The following is a 23,543-nucleotide window of genomic DNA, read 5'->3' as shown; positions in this document are numbered from 1 at the left end:
GGAAGGGTGTAATTTTGACGATATGAACACATCAGCTTCCAGCAAACTACGCGAAGACGCCCTGCATTATCATGCCAAAGGCCGTCCGGGTAAGATTGAAATAACCCCCACCAAAGAGACCGAAAATCAACGCGACCTCTCATTGGCTTATTCGCCGGGGGTTGCCGAGCCTTGCCTGGCCATTGCCGATAATCCCGAACGGGCCTATGACTACACCGCCAAAGGAAATCTGGTGGCGGTCATCTCCAATGGTACGGCTGTGCTTGGTTTGGGCAATATTGGCGCAGTTGCTTCCAAGCCGGTGATGGAGGGGAAAAGCCTGCTGTTCAAGATATACGCTGACATTGATGCGTTCGATATTGAACTAGATACAACCGATGTCGACGAGTTTATCCGGACGGTCAAGATTCTGGAGCCGACTTTTGGCGGGGTAAATCTGGAGGATATCAAGGCACCGGAATGTTTTGAAATTGAGCGGCGTCTGCGCCAGGAATTGAATATTCCGGTCATGCACGACGATCAGCATGGAACGGCGATTACATCCGGCGCGGCCTTACTGAATGCGCTTGAGCTGGCCGGTAAGGAGATCAGCGCCATCAACCTGGTGGTCAACGGAGCGGGGGCGGCGGCCATCGCCTGCCTCGATCTATATGTCAATCTAGGCGTGTCGCCCGATCATATCACGGTCTTCGACAAAGATGGCCTGTTGACCAAAAACCGCACGAATCTGGTTGGTAATCAATACAAATACACAACCGACCGACACCCCGCTGGGTACGTTCTGGCCGACGCTATGGTTGGTGCCGACGTGTTTCTGGGCCTTTCAGTAGGAGGTGTCGTTACGCAGGACATGATCAAGAGCATGGCACCCGACCCGATCGTGTTCGCGATGGCGAATCCAAATCCAGAGATCACCTACGAAGACGCCACGGCTGTTCGCCCCGATATTATTATGGCTACGGGCCGGTCCGACTTTCCGAACCAGGTCAATAACGTGCTTGGGTTTCCGTATATCTTCCGGGGCGCGCTCGATGTAAGGGCTACCGAGATCAACGAAGAAATGAAATTGGCGGCGGTGCGGGCACTGGCTCAACTAGCCAGACGACCTGTGCCAGAGGCCGTAAGCCGAAGCTACGGCATCAATGGGTTGGTGTTTGGACGTACCTACATTTTGCCCAAACCCACCGACCCGCGCCTGCTGACGATGGTAGCCCCTGCTGTTGCCAAAGCAGCGATGGACTCGGGGGTGGCTAGAACCGCCATTCGCGACTGGGCCGAATATGACCTTCGTCTGTCGCAGCGTCAGGGACAGGATAACTCGTTCATTCGGAACCTGGTCCGGCTGGCGCAGCAATCGCCAAAGCGCGTAGTGTTTACTGATGGCGAAAATCTGTCGGTACTGCGGGCGGTGGCAGAGGTGCGCGAACAGAAAATGGCCGTGCCTATCCTGCTCGGTAACCCCGATATTATTCAGGCGACACTCAAGGAACATAACCTCGACTTGGGCGATACGCGAATTATTGATCACCGTGCCCCCCGCCAGGACCGCATGCGCGAAACGTTTGCAAAGGTGTTGCATGAAAAACGCAAGCGCAAAGGCATGACCCTGGGTGAAGCTCAAAATCTGATGCGCGACCGCAACTACTTTGGGTCGGTTTTGCTGGAAACGGGAGAAGCCGATGTGCTTATCTCTGGCCTTACCCGCAACTACCCGCAAACGCTTCGCCCTGCCTTACAGGTTATTGGTCGGCAAGCGGGTATTCGCAAGGTATCGGGCATGTACGTGCTGATGTCGCGCTTCGGCCCAATCTTCCTGTCGGATACCACGGTGAATATGAATCCGAATACCGCCGAAATAGTGGAAATTGCCGAAACAACGGCCTACGCGGTTCGTCGGCTCGGTATAGAGCCACGCATTGCGTTGTTATCCTATTCAACGTTTGGCAGTGCCACGGGCGACGATGCCGTGAAAATGCAGGAAGCCACGGCCATGTTGCAGGCCCGCCATCCCGATTGGGTTGTAGATGGAGAAATGCAGGCTCACTTGCCCTTCAACCAGGAATTGATGCGCGAGTCGTACAGCTTCTCGCCACTGGCCGACCAGCCTGCCAATGTGCTGATCTTCCCCAGTCTGGCGGCATCCAACATCGCTTACAATTTGCTCAAGGAAATTGGCCGTATCGAAAAGATTGGCCCGGTGCTGATGGGTCTTCGCAAACCCGTTCACGTGTTGCAATTGGGCAGTTCGGTACGGGAAATTGTGAACATGGTCGCCATTGCCGTAGCCGATTAGGTACGTTAGCCAGCATAAAGAAGTGCTTTCGACTCAAGCTTCGTACTTAAGTCGAAAGCACTTTTGCGCGTTTATCCGGCAAAATAATGTCCCATCTCCAGATCGTCCAGAAGCGATGACTGGCTGGGGTGCCAGCCCAATTGCTGCTGCGTAAGTGTACTGGAGGCCGGTGCATCCATTCCAACGAAACGTGCCATCCAGCCAAAATGGGCAGGCGCTTCTTCAGGTGATTTAGAAACGACAGGTACGTTCAGATGCCGACCGATCAGGGTCGCGATGTCGCGCATGGAGACGCCTTCGTCGGCAACTCCGTGATACCGGGCACCCACCGCCCCTTTTTCCAGCGCCAGTCGAAACAGCCGGGCTGCATCCAGCCGGTGCACGGCAGGCCACCGGTTTACTCCGTCACCCACATAGGCCGCTACGCCCTTCTCACGGGCAATGTTAATCAGGGTGGGTATAAACCCATAATCGCCCTGATCATGTACCGATGGCGACAATCGGACCACCGACGCATGTACGCCCTGTGCTGCCAACTCCATTGCCGCCTGTTCCGACATACGGGCTTGGGTAGTAGGTACGTCATTCTCGGTTGCAGGGCGGCCAAGAGTAAAACCCGCCAGGCCGGCCGTTACGATAAGGGGCCTGTCTGAGCCGGCAAGTGTACTTCCGAGTGCGTCAATGGCACGCCGGTCTGTCTCACCCGCGGTTTCATAGGCGGCGAAATCATGTACGAAAGCCAGATGGACGACACCATCCGATGCTGTTGCACCGCCTTTAAGGCTGTCGAGGTCGTCGAGCGAGCCCATATGAGCTTCGGCCCCAGCGGCGGCAAGTGCCTGGGCGGCGGCTTCTGAGCGGGCGAGGCCCAGGACCTGGTGCCCTGCGCCGATTAATTCCTGAACGACGGCCGAGCCGATGAAGCCCGTTGCGCCGGTAACGAAAACACGCATGTTGAGTTTGGTTGCTGATTAGGCAACAAAGGTCCGGTAGCAGCGGTTAACGGCTTTGCGTAGGTCAAACCATTTACTGAATAATTCAAACAATCGGCTTATGCCCGGAGAGCACCGGGAACCAACCCTGTTTGCCGTTTGAAGAAATTGCAAAAATGCGCTACGTCGGCAAACCCCAGGCTATCGGCGATCTCGGAGACGGTCCAGTTCGTTTGTTTCAGTAAGATTTTGGCTTCCTGCGATACCCGGCTGCCAATCAGTTTGGTGGTTGTGTGGCCGGTTGTTTCCTTCAACACGCGGTTCAGGTGGTTGACGTGAACGGCCAATTGGTCAGCATATTCTTTGGCCGTGCGCAGGCGTAGTTGCTGCTGCGGACTATCGAGGGGAAACTGTCGTTCCAGTAGGTCGGCGAACAGGGCCGCCAGTCGTGCAGATGCATTATGGCTTGGCGCCATTGCCATATCAGGCTGAAGCTTTTGACCAAAGTAGATCAATTCCAGAAGGTAGGCGCGAAGCAGGTCGTATTTGTACGAAAAAGTAGACGTAATCTCTTGGGTCATCTTCAGGAAAATGGCCTCTATTGCCGCGTATTCGTTGTTTGTGACCGACCATATCGGGCAAGTGCCCGGTTGAAAAATTGGCAGTTCTCCCAAGATCATTCCTCCCTTTGCAGGTTGTAGAAACTCGTCGGTGAAGATGCAGAAATACCCGACTTGGGCTGAATCTTTCGGGAGCCAACGGTATGGCACCCTCGATGTAGCAAACCAGATGGCGCATTGATCAACCTCAATCATGTTATCGGCGTACTCGACCTGGCTACGGCCTCGAATCAGGCTGATTTTGTAGAATGCCCGCCGGTCAAAGGTCATCGGTGGCTTGTCGCGGCTACCGCGCATCAGGTCTTCAACATTGAAGACGTTAAAATGCCCGACCTCTCGCTGCATACCCGCCTGTAGCAACGCGGTTGACGCGGTACTGTCCCTGGGCGCCAGTTTAACATATAGTTCTTCGATGGGCTTTTGTGGCATGACGGTCGTTGTAAAAAACAAAGATAGTATTCCCTTTTTCGTAAACGCCTTGCTGGCTTACTGCCTGGCACCGTGAATCGCTACGGTTGCGGCGGCAGATTGGGTAAAAAGAAAGGGCCGGATCAATGACCCGGCCCTTTACTGACTATTCCTAAACCCTTAACCTTTTCTACTTGAAAAACTAACTTAAACTGTTTCTTGTTCCAAGAACCCAACTAAATTAGTAGAATTTATATCTACTCATTATCAGGCATTTGCGGTACTTCCTGGCTTACTACCCAGAAGTAAGATATCATGCGGACGGTGTTGTTTACCTGGGTTAACCACAGGCTGGCGTTGCCGTCTTTTTGCTTAGCCAACTGCTTCGTAACTACAGACGAAGCTTGTTTAAACTGGTCACGTTCTGTTTCTGAAAGATTCAGCACCGAAACGGGATTTTCGTTGTATTTCGATACAACATTCATACAAGTCTGCCATTCGGGCTGACGGGTAAGCTGATTCATTTTCTGTTCGGCGTAAGCGCTGAACATTTTTTCTGAACCGTTAATCAGTATTGTTCCGGCAGGCTTGTTGGCAACCGGGCTATCATCGTTTATGGTGGTAGCGGCGTTAGATGTTGCTGTGATGCTTAATCCAAGAATCAACGATGCAAAGATAACACGCGTTTTCATTGTTTTATTCTATTTTGTGTTCAGTGATAGAACACAGGCTGGCCGCAGGAAGTTTATGAAGTTCAAGTAGTTACTAGGGCTGGTTTAGAATATTATTTTGAATTTAAGGGTTGATTTCCGCTAAAAATCCAAATATGCTCTTTCTCGTCTGGGTAATTCAGAATAATGTTTGGCGTTGTTTTGGCTCTACCTCTGTTTTGTAACTCTTGATATAATTCAAAAATTCTTTAAAAAGTTATATCATTGGTTGTAATTATTCATGGCATGTTGTATGCCCATAGTACAAAAACTGACCACGGCGTCGCCAGCCCGATCCAAAAAGTCGGGCAATTGGATCAACTCGTCTTCTGGAAACTGCCCCAGGACAAAATCAACCTGACGGCCGCGCGAGAAATCATTACCGATGCCAATGCGTAACCGGGCGTATTCCTGCGTGCCCAGCAACTCGTCGATGCTTTTCAAACCGTTGTGCCCGCCGGGTGATCCTTTGGGTTTCATCCGCAGTTTGCCAAAGGCAATGTCCTTATCATCAGTCAGTATCAGCACGTTTTCGATGGGAATATGTTCCTGCTTCATATAGTACGACACTGCCTTGCCGCTCAGGTTCATGAAGGTGGTGGGCTTGATGAAGAAGAATTGCTTGCCTTTATACGACCAGGTAGCCGTGTAGGCGAGCCGGTTCATGGTAAAGGAAAAGCCATGCTGAACTGCCATTCGATCAAGCACCATAAAGCCAGCATTGTGCCGGGTTAATGCGTATTCGGGACCGATGTTTCCGAGGCCTACAATCAAAAATTTCATGAGTTCTAACTGGATACTGTGCGTTGGAAAGGGTATTATTCCGTCGTAAAGGTCATAAAATTGGTTGCTGAAAGCCAGAAACTACGTCGGGAAACCTACTTTTAAGGCATGAATCAAAAACGTCTCGTGTTGTCCAGCCCATTGCTGGAGATTGTCATCAGCCGCCTGAGTCAGGAGTTGATTGAAAACCACAACGATTTTGCCAATTCGGTAGTGCTGGGCCTGCAACCCCGGGGAATCTATTTCGCCGAGCGGGTGGTGCGTGAACTGAACCGAACGCTGGCGGGCACCAATCCCGGCGTAACCGTGCCACTCGGTTACCTGGACGCCACTTTCTACCGCGACGATTTCCGCCGACGGGATTCGCCGTTGCGAGCCAACACCACCAATGTGCCCTTCCTGCTCGAAAACAAGCGGGTCATCCTGATCGACGATGTAATGGCTACTGGCCGGATGGTGCGCGCTGCTCTGGATGCTATGACAGCCTTCGGGCGGCCTCGAAAGGTAGAACTGCTCGTACTGATCGATCGGTTATATAATCGGGATCTGCCGATCAATCCTGATTACGTTGGTCAGCGTGTACATACGCTCGATACGCAACGGGTGCTGGTCGAATGGACCGAACAGGGCGCCGAACAGGACCGTATCTGGCTGGTTGACCCCGACTGACATAAAAAACGGCAGCCCTCAATGAAGGTTGCCGTTCCAGGTACGTTCAGTAGATGCCGTTGATTAGGCGATCTCGATTTGCTTCACTTCTGGTTTCTGTTCTTCCATTTTAGGAAGTTCCACCGTCAGGATGCCGTCGGTATAAGTAGCTTTGATGCCCTCGACATTCACTGTTTTAGGCAACCGGAAGCTGCGCTCAAACGCCTGGAAGTTGAATTCCTGACGGACATAAGCGTCCTTCTTTTCTTCTGAATTGTGCTCGTCTTTGAACGACAGCGTCAATACTTGCTGGTTCACCGACAGGCTGAAATTTTCCTTCTTGGCACCGGGCGCCGCTACTTCGAGCAGGAAGGCAGCTTCGGTGTCTTTTACGTTTACGGCCGGCGTAGATAGGGCTGGCTTGGTGTACCGGGTGATATAAGGACGGGCCGAGTATGAAGGGCCAAAAAAGGTGTCGAACAAAGTCGGCATTGAGTTTACGCGTGCTAAGGTGTTCATGGTTGTTTATCGTTTAACTGCGTTCGTAAGCAGGTTACCCATCCTTAGTCAAATCTAATACCAATCGCTGTTTGCTGACTATTTGTCATTATTGAGGTGATTTTTATTGACAATCCCGTCAAATTGTCTGATTTTTTTATTGAAGTACACTTTGCACTAGTTAATGCTGACAGTAGAGGGAGCAGGAAAGAAACTTAATTTGTTGCGCCAATCCTCGGAATGTATTTTTAAAGTTCTTAATTGATTGTACCTGCGTAACTAAAACTATGTCATTTGTGAAACATTGTATTCTACTTATTGTGGTGGTGCTGGTGGGGTTCCTGATCAGCAATCCGCTGATGGCCCAGCAAACAGCCGTTGACTACTTTGAAAGTGGCGTCACCAAGAGCCGCTCCGGTGATTTTACGGGCGCGCTACAGGCGTTTAGTATGGCCATCACGATGAATCCCGACAATGCGCCCAGCTACTACAATCGTGGTCTGGCAAAAGCGAACCTGAAAGATCACCGGGGTGCCATTTTAGATTACGACCGGGCTATCGAAATAAATCCAAAAGATGCCTTGGCGTACCTGAGCCGTGGCGTGAGTAAAAGCAAACAGGAAGACCACCGGTCGGCCCTGCTCGACTATGGACGTGCCATTGAACTGAGCCCGGAAGATGCCCAGGCTTATTACAACCGGGGAGTGAGTCGTAGTAAGCTTGACCAGTTCAAAGGGGCGTTGCAGGATTTCAACCGTACGCTCGAGCTGGAGCCTGCCAATCAGGCGGCTCTTTACTCAAGGGGCATAACCAAGCAGAAGCTCGAAGAATATTCCGGTAGCCTGGCCGACTTTACTAAATTGATTGAACTCAGTCCTAAAAAATCGCAGCCTTACGCCGCTCGTGGTGCCTCGCGCATTGAACTGAATGACTTTAATGGAGCTATCACAGACCTGAACAAAGCCATTGAAATCACGCCCGACGACGCCGAATCGTTCCTGAATCGGGGGTTTGCGAAGGGTAAACTAGAGGATTTCAAAGGAGCCAACGGCGATTATGACCGGGCCATTGCACTCAATGCCACAAACTATAAAGGCTACTACGGCCGGGGTTTCTGCCGTGGCAAACTGGGCGACCAGAAGGGAGCGGTGCAGGATTTTAACCAGGCGATTGAACTGAACAACACGAACACCGAAGCCAAACCGCTCTTTAGTGGCCGGATTAGCCGGGCTACGCTGGGGAGTTTGCTCAATGTGGTTCAGGAGCGAAACAAGCTGAACGAACTGTCGCCTGAACGGTCGGAAGCTTACTTCAGCCGGGGCATGAGCAAGAACAAGCAAGGCGATTCCAAAGCGGCCATCATCGACCTGAACAAAGCCATTGAACTGAACCCCACTTACGCTGAAGCTTACTTTAGCCGGGGCTTGATCAAGTCGGCGCAGAATGATCAGAGAGGGGCTATTCTGGATTGCAACAGTGCCATCAAACTCAATCCGCGCTATGCCGAAGCGTTCTATGTTCGGGGTATCATCCGGCATGGCCTAGGCGATGATAACGGCGGCTGCCTTGACCTATCGAAATCAGGTGAGCTAGGCTACACACCCGCCTACAAAGTGATCAGCGATTATTGCAATTAACAACGTACCCCGGACCTCAGTCCGTCTGTATTTGTTTCTCAGTAATATACAGACGGACTGAAGTCCGGGGTACGTTGTTATTCGAATCGCAGGTGTTTTACGGATTCGCCGGAGGTGGCCAGTTCGAGCAGCGAGTCGATGCCGATTTGCAGGTGTTTGTTGACGAACGTGGTTGTCACTTTCTTGTCACTTTCTTCGGTCTTTACGCCTTCAGGGACCATCGGGTTATCAGAAACCAGCAGGAGCGCCCCGTGCGGAATGGCGTTGACGAACCCTACGGTAAAGATGGTAGCCGTTTCCATATCGATGGCCATCGCGCGGGTTTCGCGGAGGTATTCCTTGAACGTTTCGTCATGCTCCCAGATGCGGCGGTTGGTGGTGTACACGGTACCCGTCCAGTAATCCAGTTCATGCTTCTTGATTGTCGACGACACGGCCCGTTGTAGTCGGAAGGAGGGCAGGGCGGGAATTTCCGGCCGCATATAGTCGTTGCTGGTACCTTCGCCCCGGATGGCGGCAATCGGCAGAATCAGATCGCCAAGCAGGGTACGTCGTTTCAGGCCGCCGCATTTCCCCAGAAACAGTACGGCCTTCGGGCTGATTGCCGACAGTAAGTCCATGACGGTGGCGGCCATGGCGCTGCCCATGCCAAAGTTGATGATGGTGATATTATTGGCGGTTGCCGTCTGCATTGCCCGACCAATGCCATAAATCTCCACCTCATGTTCCTGGGCGAACATTTCAACATAGTTGATAAAATTAGTCAGCAGAATATACTCGCCAAACTGATCAATGGGCGTACCTGTGTATCGGGGTAGCCAATTCTGTACAATTTCTTCTTTTGTTTTCATGGTTATGAATGGAGCCCTCTACTCGCTTATCTTCGTGTATGGACGCGCTTAATCTGCCTGAATTCGATTGTAAACTTACGGAGATCAATGGCAAACCGTATATTTTCGATTTGTTACGCCGTAAGCATGTCCGCCTCACGCCCGAAGAGTGGGTACGTCAGCACGTGGTTAATTTACTGATTACGCATTACCAATACCCCAAATCATTGATCCGGTCGGAGGGGGGCGTGGTGTTGAACGCTACCCAGAAACGTACGGATTTGGTAGCCTTCACGCGCGATGGAAAACCGTTTTTGATCGTTGAGTGCAAGGCGCCCCACGTGCCACTTACGCAGGCTGTTTTTGATCAGGCGGCGCGGTATAACCACGTGCACCAGGCTCCCTATCTGGTCATAACAAACGGGCTCACGCATTATTGCTGCGAAGTGTGCCACCAGACGGCAGGCATCACTTTCCTCGACGATTTCCCGGTATTTATTGGGTAGCAGCCTTGTCTTTTTAGGGGAATTTATACCTTTGCCCTGCACCAAAATAGTATGCACGCATACTACCCGTCATGGCAGAGACTTATCAATCGCTTTCTACATCCACTCAGAACGGAGTATTGACGTTAACCTTGCTGGGGCCTGGTAAAGGCAATGCGATGGGCCCCGACTTCTGGGCCGAACTACCGCGGGCGATCGACGAAATCAACGGCATGGATGATGTCCGGGCGGTAATCGTACGGGGCAGCGGCGACCATTTTTCGTATGGCCTCGATCTACCCCAGATGATGCCCAAGCTCGCCGCTATGGTGGGGGCCAATCAAATGGCCGACCGTCGGCGCGAACTGATGGACATGATCCGGCAGATGCAGTCGGGTTTTCAGAAGATGCATGAATCACCCAAGCCATTTATTGCTGCCGTTCATGGCTGGTGTATTGGCGGTGGGCTAAACATGATTTCTGCCGCCGACATTCGGCTTTGCTCGGCCGATGCCAAATTCAGCCTGCGCGAAGCGAAACTTGCCATTACCCCCGACATTGGTGGGTTGCAGTGGTTGCCGCGCATCATTGGCGAGGGCATTACCCGCGAAATGGCATTCACGGCCGGTGATTACGATGCCTCGTTTGCGCTGCGTACCGGCCTGGTCAATCACGTGCTTGATACGCCCGAGGCGTTGTTTGCTAAAGCTGATGAACTGGCTCAGCAAATTGCCGATAACGCGTACCTGGCCGTGCAGGGGGCTAAAGCAGTGCTGAACTACAGCCTCGATAAATCGATCGACGCCGGGTTGCAGTATGTAGCCGTCTGGAATTCGTCGCAGTTAGAGTCAATGGATTTTTCGGAAGCCATGCAAGCAACCTCCGAGCGTCGACAGGCCGCATTCAACAAGAAAATTAACAGAGGCTACTAAATTAAAGAGTGAACTAGTGAATGAGCGAAAGAGTGCATTGCTCTGCTGATTCAGGCCTTGAAACATTCACTCTTTCGCTCATTCACTACTTTACTCATTCACTTCATATGGCAAACACAGGAATGCTGCGCGATGATGCGCTGGCCGGGAAGACGATCATTGTAACGGGTGGCGGCACGGGCCTTGGTAAATCGATGACCCGTTACTTTTTGCAACTCGGCGCAAACGTCACCATCTGCAGCCGCCGTCAGGCAGTGCTGGATCAGACCGCGCAGGAATTAACCGATGAACTGAAAGAGCAGGCCGGGGCCGGACAGGTGCTGGCCGTTGCCTGTGACGTTCGTGACCCGCTGGCTATCGAGAAAGTTATTGCCGAGACTGTAGCTCGCTTTGGCCAGATTGATGGACTGCTGAATAACTCGGCGGGTAATTTTATCAGCCCTACCGAACGTCTTTCGTACAAAGCTTTCGATGTGGTGGTCGACATCGTGTTGCGCGGAACGTACTACTTTACACTGGCTGTCGGTAAATACTGGATCGAAAACAAGATTAAGGGAACAGTACTGAACATCTCAACGACTTATGCCACAACGGGTTCTGGGTACGTTGTTCCATCGGCGGTGGCCAAGGGTGGTGCGTTGATCATGACTAAGTCGCTGGCTGCGGAGTGGGGCAAGTATGGTATCCGGCTCAACGCCATTGCACCGGGGCCATTTCCAACAAAAGGCGCGTGGGACCGCCTCTTTCCTGAGCCGTTGGCCAGTATGATGGACCCTACGAGCCGTATTCCGCTGAAACGGGTCGGTGAGCATCAGGAACTGGCTAACCTGGCGGCCTACCTGCTATCCGATTTTTCCGGGTACGTTACCGGCGAGTGCATCACTATCGACGGCGGCGAAGTGCTGGCTGCAGGAGAATTTAGTCATCTTGAAAAGGTGACAGAACAGCAGTGGGACATGATCGGCGAAACGATCAAGCAAGCCAACCGGGAAAGTAAGAAGGAAGGCAAAAGTGAGAATTAGTTAATGGTTCGGCTTAACCCCCACCCCCCTGAGGGGGGGCTAAAGCTCCGCGATGGTATGTTGCATCGCAGTAGCCCCCTTCAGGGGGGTGGGGGTAAGCTGCTAATCAACCGATAACCAATCAACTAATAACTGACAATTGACACCGTTTCGCCATCGAAAACACCATAGGTGCGGGCGTGAACCCACTCGCCCAGATTGATGTAGCGACTGGTAGGCGAGACGGCCAGGTTGAGGGGAATGTGGCGATGACCGAAAATGTAGTAATCGTGGTGTTGACTGGCCTCTACTTCACGGCAGTAATGCCAGAGCCACTCATGCTCTTCACCCCGAAACACATCTTCTCCTTTCTCCGTATTGGTAATCCGGCTTCGGCGCGACCAGGCTTGTGCCAGACCAATGCCCAGATCGGGATGAAGCCATCGGAAAGCCTGCTGGGCCAGTCCGCTTTCAAATACCTTCTTAAGGCGCTTATACACATGGTCGCCGGGACCAAGCCCATCGCCGTGGCCGATCAGGAACTGTCTGGTGCCCAACTCGTATGAACGTGGCTGACGATACACCGGAATGCCCAACTCCTCGGTGAAGTAGTGGCGCATCCACATGTCGTGGTTACCGGTAAAAAGCGTGATGGGCATGCCTCCATCGGCGAGTTCGGCGAGCTTACCCTGCAATCGCGCAAATCCTTTCGGAATGGCATGTTTGTATTCGAACCAGAAATCGAACACGTCGCCAACGAGGAAAATAGCGGCTGCATCGGCCTCTATCGTCGAGAGCCAGCGGACAATAACAGCCTCACGCTCACGGCTCTGGGCAGGCGAAGGAGTGCCCAGGTGAAAATCTGAAGCAAAATAGATTTGGCGTCCCGGTGGTAGGGCAATACGGTCAATAGCGTCCATGTGGGGCAAAAATACATCAGAAACCGCAGGCCATACCTGTTCTCGCGCCTGACAAATGCTACGATCCGTCTCATAACAATCTGTTGCTAAATCGGGTTGAGAAGGAAGTTATACATCGACTTATGAAACAATCAGCCATTCTCTTCTCAATTGCTTTACTGGGCATGGTATCGTGCCGACCCGGAGATCGCGACGATGCCAATGATGCAGGCGGCACGTCAAGCCCTTACCTGGCTCGTCAGGTTGTGGGGGTGCGCATGTTATCAAATGACGCGATATACGACAAAGCGAGCAACCTGCTGGCCGAAGAACTGGTACGCGGTACATTCAAACTTGGGGGCGATACCGAAGTAGACGTAGTGGACGAGGCGCAGGGCGGAAAATTTAGTTGGGGCAAAAATGAAGTAGACGTTTCATTTGCTACACAACGGCCCTATCAGTCCATTTACCATGCCGAGTACGCTTTCGACCGGATGTTCCAGAACAGGCCAGCGGCCAGGATGAAAGCACCCGAAGTGGCAACGGAAGAGCCGCAGAGCGGGCCAAAACCGGAAGGAACGGGTGCCGAAATGCCAGCCGAATCAGCCACCAGTTCGCTGGCAAAACAGGATGCGTCAGCTAAAAACGACACAGCAACGAGCGTATCCCGTCAAACACCGGCGGCCACTCAGTTGACCCCGCCCGCCATTACGACCGCCCAGTTTGCTGCTTACCCTGGTTTGGGCGATAAAGCGGTGTGGGATGCATCGACAAAAACAATGCACGTTCTGCTTAACAATCACATTTTGAATGTGCGGGTAAACACCAGTGACAATGTGACAATGGCCCGGCAACATGCAGCAATTCTAGCTAATGTTATACTCGATGAGGTGCTGGGAAGCCATTAACGTATATAGTACCCGTTGTCTAAAAACCTCCCTCTGCCCAGAGAGAGGTTTTTTTTTGGACCAGACTGACTGACTGGTCGCTATGACGTTGGATTCGGCCATGATGTTTACTTTTTATGAGTTTGTAGCTGTGGTCAGGCCAAAGCAGGTACGTTGTTTTCTGCTTAATTTCTACCTGACCTAGCTGCTAAGCCTGGTATGAAAGTTTTGTGCGAAACGACTGAAAATGCCTGATAGTGTTGCAATTATGAAACACAGGCCTATTTTTGGATGACCAACGGCAACTTCGTTCGTCTAACCAACTCCCTACCCTTAACCATCTGTTAAGCACTACTATTACCCTCTCTCTATGTTCACTAACAAAACCCCCTGGATTATCCTGCTTCTTCTCTGGATGGGCGGCTCGACGTGGTGGCACGTCTGTAAAATCAAGCAGCTCTGTCTCGAAGGGCCCGCGCCTGCTTCGGCGACTGCCACGGTAGCCATGCCCCCTTTATCGATCATTGATGGCGACCGGCTCAACCTGAACGTACCCGGCAATTTTAGCTATGCCAAATCAGGCGCTGTTGCCAGCGCGGCGGCTATCGGCAATACAGTTCAAACGCTGGCCGACTATCTGAAAGCCAATTCGACCCGGAAGCTTACCATTAACGGATATTACCGGGCCGAGGAACAGAACCCAACAACGTACCCAAATTTAGGAGTAGCCCGTGCGGAGGACATTAAAGCACAGTTGGTAAAATTGGGGGCATTTCCTGATCAACTAACCACGGCTGGTGTGCTGCTTGATGGCACGAATACTGACCTGATGCCCTACAGCGCCAAGGGTGATTCACTATATGGTGGTTTGGCATTCGCCTTTACTGGCGAGGCACCCGCCCCGGTTGCAGAAAAAACAGAGAAAGTGCTTTTGAAGACAGAAGAAGCATTGGCTGATGCCCAAAAGTTTACATCCGTTTTTAAACCCATCGATCTCTATTTCAAGACCGGGCAATCGGGCTATATCCAGACAGAGGATACGAAGAAGTTTTTCGACGAAGCGGAAAAATACCTGAAAGAAAACAAGGGCAAGAAATTGTTACTGACGGGCCATACCGACGATAAAGGCCCTGAAGGTGTGAATATGGAATTGTCTAAAGCACGGGCTGGTAACGTGAAAAGCCGGCTCAAAAAAGCCGGGATCGATGGCGACCAGATTATTGTGGAAGCCAAAGGTGAATCGGAGCCAAAAGAATCGAACGAGACATTGGAAGGCCGCAAAGCCAACCGCCGCGTTACCGTCGTTGTCCAATAACTGAAAACGCAGAAGCACTATGTTTACCATGAATCCCCTGAATTGGCCCGACGCTACCCTACAGCACTGGATTATGCTGTTTGTGGCTGGTACGCTGGGTTTTATTATCGGCTATATTTCCCGCAAAGGCATGATTGCCCAACTGGAAGGCGATCTGGCCAGTACCGAGCGTGAACTGGCCGACTGCACGCGTGTAGTGGCGGCGCCCTCTGATCAGGAAGCCCTGGTTCTGAACCGGGTACGCGCCCGCGCAAATGAACTCGATTTTACGCATATTGGCCGGGCAACGCGTGCCGAGGCCGATGACCTGAAAGAGATCGTAGGTGTTGGGCCGTTCCTGGAGAAAAAGCTCCACGCTATCGGTATCTACACGTTCCGTCAGGTTGCCAACTTCACCAAAGAAGACGTGGCCAAAGTCAACGATATCATCGAGTTTTTCCCCGGTCGAATCGAACGCGACGATTGGGTGGGCCAGTCGGCTGAGTTTGAACGTAAAAAACGGAACGCTTAACCCCCTACACCTATGTTTGGATTAGATCCTTTTAGTCGCCCGGTCGCGATCGTCGAAATGTTACTGCTGCTCTCCCTGGCAGCGTTTGTGGGGTGGTTAATTGCCCGTTTTATCCTCAATGGCCGCGTGAATGCCCTGCAAGCCGCCATTGCCGATAAAGAGGCTGAACTCGACAATTGCCGTCGGGCCAAAGCAAGCGTGCCAAAACCGCCTGTAAACAGCATACGGACGGAGGCAATTGCGCCCGTGGCGATTGTTGAGCCGCTGGTGGTACCCGCTATGGCTGCTCCGGTACTGGAAGTGCCCGTTGAATTGCCTCCTGTGGTTGTTTCCACGGTAGTTCCACCAGTTGTCGGGGTAGTTATCCCGCCTGTAACCGAGCCAGTTACGCCGCCAGCGGCAGTGCCTGTACCTGCTGTGTCAGTACCGCCAGTGGCCAGTTCGGAAGATGCCGTTCTAAATCGGATTGCTGCACGGGCCAATGAAATTAACTTTGACCGTATTGGCCGGGCAACCGCTGCCGAAGCCGACGATTTGAAAGACATTGTGGGCGTCGGGCCATTTTTGGAGCGCAAGCTGCACAGCCTTGGTATCTATACCTTCCGTCAGGTTGGAAACTTTACGAAGGAAGATATCGATAAAGTGAATGAAATCATCGAGTTTTTCCCCGGCCGAATCGAACGTGACAACTGGGTTAGTCAGTCGAAAGCTTTTTACAACCAGAAGTATGGCGGGAAAGTGACTGAATAGCTTTTTGAGCCGTTTTATGAAGTGGGTTATCCGTGTTTTACCACAGATAGCCCATTTTTTATGTCTGCTAGCCTACTTCTTGCGAACGGGCGTGCTGCTGAGCACCATCGTCTTGCCCGATTGGAGGTAATCACAATGGAGGGCCAATACACATTGGCCGCATTTGGGCGTATACCAGGTGCAGACGCGTTGCCCATGCCAGTAAAAGTGCTTGTGGAAATTAAACAATTCAACGGCATCGGCGGGCAGCACTGCCAGCAACAGATCATGCGCTTTTCCGGCACTGACCTTTGGGCCAATGATGCCAATCCGTTGGGTTACCCGATGCACGTGCGTGTCTACCGGCAATACGGGCTTGTGAAACGTGAAAAGTAGTAGCAACGTCGACGTTTTTGGCCCAATACCTGGTAGCCGGTTGAGCCACTGCATGGCATCTTCCGTAGAAAGATCGGCCAGAAAGTCGATGTTCGCTTCGCCTCGTTCGGCAATCAAGACCCGCAGCAATTGCTGAATGTAGGGGGCTTTTACTTCCGGGTAGTTGGCCGTATGAATGGCGGCGATCAGGTCGGCCAGCGGTGCATCACGAACGGCCTCCCAGGTTGGAAATCGGTCGCGCATGGTACGATAAGCCGTGACTTCGTTGTCATGAGTGGTTCGGTGCGACAGAATCGTGCCAACCAGTTCGTGCATAGGGTCTTTGTACCCGTAAATTGCCTGAATGCCGTATTGTTCGTTGAGCAGTTGATGCGCCAGCCGCGTTTTTTCCGCAAGAGTCATGGCGATAAAACGCGGCTGGCACCGACTGGGCAGCTTTACGCCATTTTTTCTTTCTGACTGGCCCGTTCAATGAGCGTGTTGGCGAGTTGGGTCATACCGATGCTGGCAGGCTCACCAATCAGTGTAAGGTTTGAGCGCGGCTTGATCTCAGGTAGATTAGGGTCTACCACGTAAATAGGCACTGTTTTTGGAATGAAATCAACCAGACCCGCCGCCGGATACACGACCAGCGACGTACCTACGACGATAAAAATGTCGGCGGTCAAGGCAATGTCAACGGCCTCTTCCATCATCGGCACCGACTCGCCGAACCAGACAATATGCGGCCGAAGTTGTGACCCCTTTTCGCATTGATCGCCCAGCTTTATTTCCCACCCGTCAATATCGTAAACCAACGATTCGTCAATCGAACTGCGTGATTTTGATAACTCACCATGCAGGTGGATGACGTGGGTAGAGCCTGCTTTCTCGTGGAGCCCGTCAACGTTCTGGGTAACAATGCTGACATCATAGTACGCTTCCAGTTTTACCAGGGCGTAATGGCCCGCATTTGGCTCAACCGACAATGCCTGTTTACGGCGCTGATTGTAGAAATCAAGTACCAACTGTCGATTCTTTCGCCAGCCTTCAGGCGTTGCTACATCTTCGATTCGATGATTTTCCCAGAGGCCGTTCGAGTCACGGAAAGTGGCAATCCCACTTTCGGCACTGATACCAGCCCCCGTCAATACGACAATCTTCTGACGCTTTTCCATACAGTAAGATACAAAAATTGGGTGAGTCTGAAAAATGAAACTCCTGCCTTCAGCAGGTACGTTGCTATGGACAACGTACCTGGAAAATAGCGAAGCCCCACCAACTAACTGGCAGGGCTTCGCATCAATAGACTAAACAAACGCGTTTATTTCTTTTTTGCTACGGCCTTCTTGGCTGGTGCTTTTGTGGCTGTCTTGGTAGCGGTAGTTTTCTTCGCCGGTGCCTTTTTCGCTGGTTCGCTTTTCGCATCGCCGCCAGCCAGTTCAAGGCATTTCTCCAGTGTCAGTTCGGCGGGGTCGATGTCTTTAGGCAGGCGAACATTGCGCTTGCCAACCGCCAGATAAGGGCCGTACATACCATTAACCACCTTTATTTCAGGCCGTTCGGGGAATTCCTTGATGTACTTGTTCGCTTCTGCATTGCGCTTCTGCTGAATCAATTCCACCGCGCGTTCCAACGTCAGACCGGCGAGTTGTTCGCCTTTGGCCAACGAGATGTACTTGTCATCGAATTTCACATAAGGGCCAAAACGACCTTTCCCCGTAACAACTGGCTTGCCTTCAAATTCACCGATGGATTCGCTAATTGCCTCGGCCCGTTTCTGTTGAATCAACTCAGTAGCGCGTTCGGCAGAGATCGTGTACGGATCATCTTCCTTAGCCAACGACACGTATTTGCCATCGTGCTTCACGTAAGGACCAAACTTACCAACGCCAATGGTCATGGCCTGATCTTCGAAGAAGCCAACTTCACGCGGTAGCCCAAAAAGACTCAGGGCATCTTCCAGCGAAATAGACTCAATCAATTGACCGTCACGCAGGTTAGCGTATGCCGGCTTTTCCTCGTCGGTCGATTCGCCGATCTGTACGTAAGCGCCATATTTACCCAGCCGCGCTGATACTCGTTTGCCCGATTTGGGATCGATACCCAGTTCGCGGGCTCCGGTTTTGAAGCTAACGCCCGCCGCTGCGCCCTGAATATCTTCGATATTCTTATGAAAATCGCCGTAGAAGCCCTGTAGCATCGTTTGCCACTTGAGTTTTCCGTCAGCAATCTCATCAAATTCCTGCTCTACATTAGCCGTAAACTTGTAGTCGACAATGCCGGGAAAGTATTCCATCAGGAAATCGCAGACAACCACGCCGGTATTGGTCGGGAACAGTTTGGCTTTTTCTGAACCAAAGGTCTCTTTGCCACTTGTCTCGGTAATCGTCTCAGCCTGAAGGATGTACTCCAGAAAGGTGCGTTCCTGACCGGGTTTGTCCTGCTTGGTAACGTACCCACGATTGATGATCGTTGAAATCGTTGGCGCGTAGGTCGACGGCCGACCGATGCCCATCTCTTCGAGTTTCTTCACCAGCGAAGCTTCAGCGTAGCGAGGCTGTGGCCGGGTAAACTTCTCCGACGCCTTCATCTGGCTTAAATCAAGCTCCTGCCCAATGTTCAGCGGCGGTAGCATGCCTTTGGCATCTTCATCGTCCTCATCGTCTTTCGATTCGAGGTACACCTTCAGAAAACCGTCAAACTTGATTACTTCGCCCTGGGCAATCAGCTCCGTCGGAAAGCCCTCGGTTGGTACACCCGTTGTGCGGATGTTGATCGCTACGGTAGTACGTTCCAGTTGAGCATCAGCCATTTGCGAGGCTATAGAGCGTTTCCAGATCAGTTCGTAAAGCCGTTTCTGGTCGCGGTCGCCGCCAGCGCTATGGTCACTGAAATTGGTTGGCCGGATGGCTTCGTGGGCTTCCTGTGCCGACTCGTTTTTATTCTTAAAATGCCGCTTCTGTACGTATCGCTCATCAAATGCGGATGTGATTTCGGCAACGGCCTTGTCAACGGCTTCTGTTGAGAGATTCAGCGAGTCGGTCCGCATGTACGAGATCTTGCCCGCTTCGTACAGGTTCTGGGCAATGCGCATGGTCCGGTCTACCGAGTAGCCGAGTTTGCGCGATGCCTCCTGTTGCAGCGTAGACGTAGTAAACGGGGGCGCAGGCGACTTCTTGGCGGGTTTTACATCCAGGCTTTTGATCGTAAACGTTGCCCCGATGCACTGCTCCAGGAAGCTGCGCGCTTCGGCTACAGTAGCGAAGTTTTTTGGCAGTTCGGCGTTCAGCACCTTGCCACCGTCGACGATGAATTGAGCCGTTACTTTAAAGCTCGATTTAGCATTGTGCTTATCAATCTCCCGTTCGCGTTCAACCACAAGCCGCAGGGCCACGGATTGCACCCGACCGGCCGACAGGCCCGTGCTGCCACCTTTGATTTTGCGCCACAACACCGGCGATAGTTCATATCCCACCAGCCGGTCGAGGACACGCCGGGCCTGTTGGGCATTCACCAGATCGAGGTCGATGGTGCGCGGAATCTGAATGGCGTTCAGGATCGCATTTTTGGTGATTTCCCGAAAAACGATCCGTTTTGTATCGGATTTCAGTCCGAGTGCTTCTTTCAAATGCCACGAAATAGCTTCGCCTTCGCGATCATCATCCGTTGCCAGCCACACTTCGTCGGCGTCTTTTGCCAGTTTTTTCAACTCACTGACAAGCTGCTTTTTATCGGGTGAAATCTGATAATCAGGCGCGAACCCATTTTTCACATCAACGGCCAGGCCGTCTTTAGGCAGGTCGCGAATGTGGCCAAAACTAGACCGGACGGTGAAGTCGCGACCGAGGTAGCCTTCAATTGTTTTCGCCTTCGCGGGCGATTCGACAATGACTAAGTTCTTTGACATAAAGTGTCCTGCAGTTGATGATAGAGCTCTTTCACGTTGTGTGCCAGATATAGCGGTTGGGGTCAAATATAGACGCAAACCAATGATATCATGCAAGCCGCGTGATAGGCAAAGCCAGTTATAGGGGGGGAGAATGGTCTAGTTACTTAACACATTTCGGCGGGCGAACGTTCGCTCACCAAAATCTATTCTTATTGTATACTATATTGATAGCCAGTGTATTATGTACCGATGTAACGATTTGGCCACGCCAATCCAGTGTGTGGGATAGGCTGTTTATTAAAATGGGTAAGCGGTAGATCTAATGACGCGAATATTGTCGATAACGTTGCAATACGGCGAAGGTGAGATCGTATTCAGACGCCTGTAGAACGAAATCATCGTTGAAATTACAGTAGTCGCGGAAGGTTTCGATGGTCTCGCCCTGGAGGTCGGTGGCCCGTTGGGTGATGAGTTCTACCCGGTAGTTGGCCAACATTCGTTTGCGATGCTGCTGACTGATCACCGCCGCTTTTCGGCTAGCCCGGGCCTGCTTGCTGAAGAGTTCATACAACAACGTAACCGGCGACTGAGCGAGACTAAAAATCTGTTCGCCCGACAGATTCTTACGCGCTTCGGGTTCCCGAAGAAGCTGTTCCAATTCTTTACGGACCTCTGCCTCGCGTTTACCCCGAACTGTCAGGGTAGGCAGGTTGACAACGTCGTCGGAGAGTTGCCGTTTCATAACCAGTTGCGGGTCTTTGGTCATGCCGTCCCACTTCAGGCCTGCCCGGCCGTGGCTTGGGCTGGTGACAATCACCGAATCGCCGGGTTTGACGTCAAGGTAAAACGCACCGGCGGCGTTGGTGCGGCCAATAGCCTGTGTGCGCGGATTGATGACCGTTGCGTTGTTTACGCCGCTGCCATTTTCCTGATCCAGCACTTTACCAATGATGAACCGGGGTGTCTGGGCCTGACACAAAGCGGGGATGAGCAGAAACAACGATAAAAACAGGCGCATGGACAGTTGAAAAAGAACGGTGCAAAAATAACGGTTCTGCCAGTTAATACTGTATAGGTCGTGCCGGGTACGTTGCTCCCAGGAAGGTATAAAAGCCACAAAACAGTGAGCTGAGGGCTGTTTCGCTAATCTGGATTAAGACATTTTAACAATGGCGTTTGGTCGGGCTGGCAATAGCTGATTGAAGACAAGGGCGAAAATCATGACCAGCAGACAGCCAACCACGTTGAGCCAGAGAAAAGCCATCAGGTCGAACTGGTAGCAACCCACCACAATGGCTTCGGCCAGTAGAGCCGCCCAGAAAGTAGCCCGTCCGCCCACCGATTTAAGGTAAAAGGCAACGCAGAAAATGCCCAGAATGACGCCATAAAACAGGGAACCGAGCACGTTCACAATCTCGATCATGCTGCCGCCGATCAGGTTGGCAAACTGAGCCACAATAATGCAGAAGATGCCCCAGCCAACGGTCAGCCAGCGCGACAGAGTTACTTCATTGATTTTTTGGTCAGCAACCGGTACGATCCGGTTATAGACATCGACTACCGATGTTGAGGCCAGTGAATTGTAGGCTGAAGCGATAGAGCCCATAGAGGCAATGAAGAGTGCGGCAATAAGCAGCCCAATCAGGCCGTGGGGGAGGTGATCGAGCACAAACCGCAGAAAAACGTAATTGACATCGTTGGTATCGGCCGTGGGGTTGTTGCGCTTCACCAGGGTCGACACGTCTTTGCGGAGTTTGGTCAGTTCGCCGTCGCTGACTTTAATTTGTTCGCCTGCTTTATCTGCCGCCCCATCATCGTGCGATTGTATGGCTACTTCAAGGTCTGCAACAGCTTCGCGACGGGTAGCACTCAGGGTCTGGTGCTTTATATCCAGCAACTGAAATTCAGCCGCCAGCGGTCCTGACTTCAGCCGTTCGGTTTCCTGCTGGTTGAAAAAGATGGGTGACTCGTTGAATTGGTAAAAGACGAAGACAAGCACGCCCACCAGCAAAATCAGAAATTGCATCGGCACTTTCAGCAGCCCATTCATCAGCAACCCCACCCGGCTCTGCGTTACTGATTGCCCGGTCAGGTAACGGCCCACCTGCGACTGGTCGGTGCCGAAGTAGGAGAGTTGCAGGAAAAACCCGCCGACCAGTCCCGACCATAGATTGTACCGGTTTTGCAGGTCAAATTTTGTGTCGATCAGGTTTAACCGGCCTGCCTTGCCTGCCACGCGCAGCGCATCCGTGAACCCCATGCTGTCGGGCAGTAGCCGCACGGTAAGCCAGCCCGCCACCACCATCACCACCGTCACAATCAGCATTTGGGTCAAGTGCGTGTGGGAGATTGCTTTTGTGCCGCCCGTAACGGTATAGATCAGAACAAGCCCACCCATGATCAGGTTGGTGAGGTAGATGTTCCAGCCCAGAATCGTAGACAAAATAATGGCGGGTGCGTAGATAGATAGTCCCGTTGAGAGGCCGCGCTGCAATAGAAACAGGCCTGCTGTTAAGGAACGTACCCGGCCATCGAAGCGATTTTCCAGAAACTCGTAGGCGGTATACACGTTGAGCCGGTGGAAGATAGGGACAAAGGTGACCGACAGAACGATCATCGCCAGTGGAAGGCCAAAGTAGAACTGCACGAACCGCATGCCATCCGAAAAACCCTGCCCTGGTGCCGATAAGAACGTGATGGCGCTGGCCTGCGTTGCCATAACCGATAGCCCCACATGGTACCACGGAAGCGATTGCCCGGCGCGGGTGAAATCGTCGAAATTCTGCTGACCCCGACTTCTGTAAAGCCCATACCCAACCAGAACAGCCAGCGTGCTGCTCAGTACCCACCAATCCAGACTACTCATGCGAACCAGCGCATTAAGGCGTAGAAAAAGGCAATCTCAAGGAGTAAGGCCCCAATCACCACGGCATATGCACGTGGCCAGGAGCCAAAGAGTGGTGAGTCGGATGGGATGGGCATAGGAATAACGATTGGCGGTAAATGTACGCACGAACCACCAAACCGCCGGGTTCGGACGTCTGAACCTGTAACGCATAAATGATGCCATCCCTTACTTTTGTTCAATCGTGTTAATTGGTTGACTGGTTAATTGGTTGACTAGTTAATTGGTTGACTAGTCAACCAATTAACTAGTC

General features: G+C 52.1%; 22 protein-coding genes. 10 read left to right on the top strand and 12 right to left on the bottom strand.

What is annotated here, in order from left to right; all coding sequences use genetic code 11:
* Positions 1–22: 22 nt before the first annotated feature.
* Complete coding sequence (locus ACFE8Q_RS09045; protein WP_375445043.1) at positions 23–2,293, top strand: NADP-dependent malic enzyme; 2,271 nt, start codon at positions 23–25, stop codon at positions 2,291–2,293.
* 71 nt (positions 2,294–2,364) lie between these two features.
* On the opposite strand, the gene ACFE8Q_RS09040 is transcribed toward ACFE8Q_RS09045, so the two are convergent.
* From ACFE8Q_RS09040 to pth, 4 genes are all read right to left on the bottom strand, one after another.
* A complete protein-coding gene (locus tag ACFE8Q_RS09040) occupies positions 2,365–3,246 on the bottom strand; it encodes an SDR family oxidoreductase (protein WP_375445042.1) in 882 nt (293 codons plus the stop codon).
* A 98-nt stretch (positions 3,247–3,344) separates the two neighbouring features.
* Complete coding sequence (locus ACFE8Q_RS09035; protein WP_375445041.1) at positions 3,345–4,274, bottom strand: helix-turn-helix domain-containing protein; 930 nt, start codon at positions 4,272–4,274, stop codon at positions 3,345–3,347.
* A gap of 236 nt (positions 4,275–4,510) precedes the next feature.
* A complete protein-coding gene (locus tag ACFE8Q_RS09030) occupies positions 4,511–4,945 on the bottom strand; it encodes a hypothetical protein (RefSeq protein WP_375445040.1) in 435 nt (144 codons plus the stop codon).
* Positions 4,946–5,185: 240 nt separating this feature from the next.
* Positions 5,186–5,746, bottom strand: coding sequence for an aminoacyl-tRNA hydrolase (gene pth, locus ACFE8Q_RS09025; RefSeq protein WP_375445039.1), 561 nt, complete (start codon positions 5,744–5,746; stop codon positions 5,186–5,188).
* Between the two features lie 108 nt (positions 5,747–5,854).
* Between pth and pyrR the strand changes: the two genes are divergently transcribed.
* A complete protein-coding gene (pyrR, locus tag ACFE8Q_RS09020) occupies positions 5,855–6,415 on the top strand; it encodes a bifunctional pyr operon transcriptional regulator/uracil phosphoribosyltransferase PyrR (protein WP_375445038.1) in 561 nt (186 codons plus the stop codon).
* Between the two features lie 63 nt (positions 6,416–6,478).
* On the opposite strand, the gene ACFE8Q_RS09015 is transcribed toward pyrR, so the two are convergent.
* On the bottom strand, positions 6,479–6,913 hold the full coding sequence (locus tag ACFE8Q_RS09015; RefSeq protein WP_375445037.1) for an Hsp20/alpha crystallin family protein: 435 nt from the start codon (positions 6,911–6,913) through the stop codon (positions 6,479–6,481).
* A gap of 275 nt (positions 6,914–7,188) precedes the next feature.
* On the opposite strand from ACFE8Q_RS09015, the gene ACFE8Q_RS09010 reads away from it, so the two are divergent.
* Positions 7,189–8,529 carry a tetratricopeptide repeat protein gene (locus ACFE8Q_RS09010; RefSeq protein WP_375445036.1) on the top strand — a complete coding sequence of 447 codons (1,341 nt, stop codon included), beginning with the start codon at positions 7,189–7,191 and terminating at the stop codon, positions 8,527–8,529.
* A gap of 77 nt (positions 8,530–8,606) precedes the next feature.
* Here ACFE8Q_RS09010 and ACFE8Q_RS09005 read toward each other — a convergent pair whose 3' ends face one another.
* Positions 8,607–9,380 carry an AMP nucleosidase gene (locus tag ACFE8Q_RS09005; protein WP_375445035.1) on the bottom strand — a complete coding sequence of 258 codons (774 nt, stop codon included), beginning with the start codon at positions 9,378–9,380 and terminating at the stop codon, positions 8,607–8,609.
* Between the two features lie 38 nt (positions 9,381–9,418).
* On the opposite strand from ACFE8Q_RS09005, the gene ACFE8Q_RS09000 reads away from it, so the two are divergent.
* The 3 genes from ACFE8Q_RS09000 to ACFE8Q_RS08990 all read left to right on the top strand — a co-directional run bounded on the left by ACFE8Q_RS09000 (position 9,419) and on the right by ACFE8Q_RS08990 (position 11,798).
* Positions 9,419–9,865, top strand: coding sequence for a type I restriction enzyme HsdR N-terminal domain-containing protein (locus ACFE8Q_RS09000; protein WP_375445034.1), 447 nt, complete (start codon positions 9,419–9,421; stop codon positions 9,863–9,865).
* 71 nt (positions 9,866–9,936) lie between these two features.
* A complete protein-coding gene (locus ACFE8Q_RS08995; RefSeq protein WP_375445033.1) occupies positions 9,937–10,776 on the top strand; it encodes a crotonase/enoyl-CoA hydratase family protein in 840 nt (279 codons plus the stop codon).
* 122 nt (positions 10,777–10,898) lie between these two features.
* Positions 10,899–11,798, top strand: a complete 900-nt coding sequence (locus ACFE8Q_RS08990; RefSeq protein WP_375445156.1) for an SDR family oxidoreductase — start codon at positions 10,899–10,901, stop codon at positions 11,796–11,798.
* 125 nt (positions 11,799–11,923) lie between these two features.
* Here ACFE8Q_RS08990 and ACFE8Q_RS08985 read toward each other — a convergent pair whose 3' ends face one another.
* Positions 11,924–12,697, bottom strand: a complete 774-nt coding sequence (locus tag ACFE8Q_RS08985; RefSeq protein WP_375445032.1) for a UDP-2,3-diacylglucosamine diphosphatase — start codon at positions 12,695–12,697, stop codon at positions 11,924–11,926.
* 122 nt (positions 12,698–12,819) lie between these two features.
* On the opposite strand from ACFE8Q_RS08985, the gene ACFE8Q_RS08980 reads away from it, so the two are divergent.
* The 4 genes from ACFE8Q_RS08980 (at position 12,820) to ACFE8Q_RS08965 (ending at position 16,139) form a co-directional block, all read left to right on the top strand.
* Positions 12,820–13,584: a hypothetical protein gene (locus ACFE8Q_RS08980; RefSeq protein WP_375445031.1), complete on the top strand. Its 765-nt coding sequence runs from the start codon at positions 12,820–12,822 to the stop codon at positions 13,582–13,584.
* A gap of 349 nt (positions 13,585–13,933) precedes the next feature.
* Positions 13,934–14,878, top strand: coding sequence for an OmpA family protein (locus ACFE8Q_RS08975; protein WP_375445030.1), 945 nt, complete (start codon positions 13,934–13,936; stop codon positions 14,876–14,878).
* A 19-nt stretch (positions 14,879–14,897) separates the two neighbouring features.
* Positions 14,898–15,389, top strand: coding sequence for a hypothetical protein (locus ACFE8Q_RS08970; protein WP_375445029.1), 492 nt, complete (start codon positions 14,898–14,900; stop codon positions 15,387–15,389).
* 12 nt (positions 15,390–15,401) lie between these two features.
* Complete coding sequence (locus tag ACFE8Q_RS08965; protein WP_375445028.1) at positions 15,402–16,139, top strand: hypothetical protein; 738 nt, start codon at positions 15,402–15,404, stop codon at positions 16,137–16,139.
* A 72-nt stretch (positions 16,140–16,211) separates the two neighbouring features.
* On the opposite strand, the gene nth is transcribed toward ACFE8Q_RS08965, so the two are convergent.
* The 5 genes from nth to ACFE8Q_RS08940 form a co-directional block, all read right to left on the bottom strand.
* Complete coding sequence (nth, locus tag ACFE8Q_RS08960) at positions 16,212–16,916, bottom strand: endonuclease III domain-containing protein (protein ID WP_375445027.1); 705 nt, start codon at positions 16,914–16,916, stop codon at positions 16,212–16,214.
* 35 nt (positions 16,917–16,951) lie between these two features.
* Positions 16,952–17,671: an NAD-dependent deacylase gene (locus tag ACFE8Q_RS08955; protein ID WP_375445026.1), complete on the bottom strand. Its 720-nt coding sequence runs from the start codon at positions 17,669–17,671 to the stop codon at positions 16,952–16,954.
* A gap of 146 nt (positions 17,672–17,817) precedes the next feature.
* Positions 17,818–20,403, bottom strand: coding sequence for a type I DNA topoisomerase (gene topA, locus ACFE8Q_RS08950; protein ID WP_375445025.1), 2,586 nt, complete (start codon positions 20,401–20,403; stop codon positions 17,818–17,820).
* Between the two features lie 301 nt (positions 20,404–20,704).
* Positions 20,705–21,403, bottom strand: coding sequence for a hypothetical protein (locus ACFE8Q_RS08945; RefSeq protein WP_375445024.1), 699 nt, complete (start codon positions 21,401–21,403; stop codon positions 20,705–20,707).
* A gap of 135 nt (positions 21,404–21,538) precedes the next feature.
* Positions 21,539–23,251: a sodium:solute symporter gene (locus ACFE8Q_RS08940; protein WP_375445023.1), complete on the bottom strand. Its 1,713-nt coding sequence runs from the start codon at positions 23,249–23,251 to the stop codon at positions 21,539–21,541.
* Between the last annotated feature and the right edge of the window lie 292 nt (positions 23,252–23,543).

The organism is uncultured Fibrella sp., from assembly GCF_964250085.1.
Taxonomy (GTDB): Bacteria; Bacteroidota; Bacteroidia; order Cytophagales; family Spirosomataceae; genus Fibrella.
Note: the sequence above shows the minus strand (reverse complement) of the source record. Positions and strands in the feature narration are given on the sequence as shown.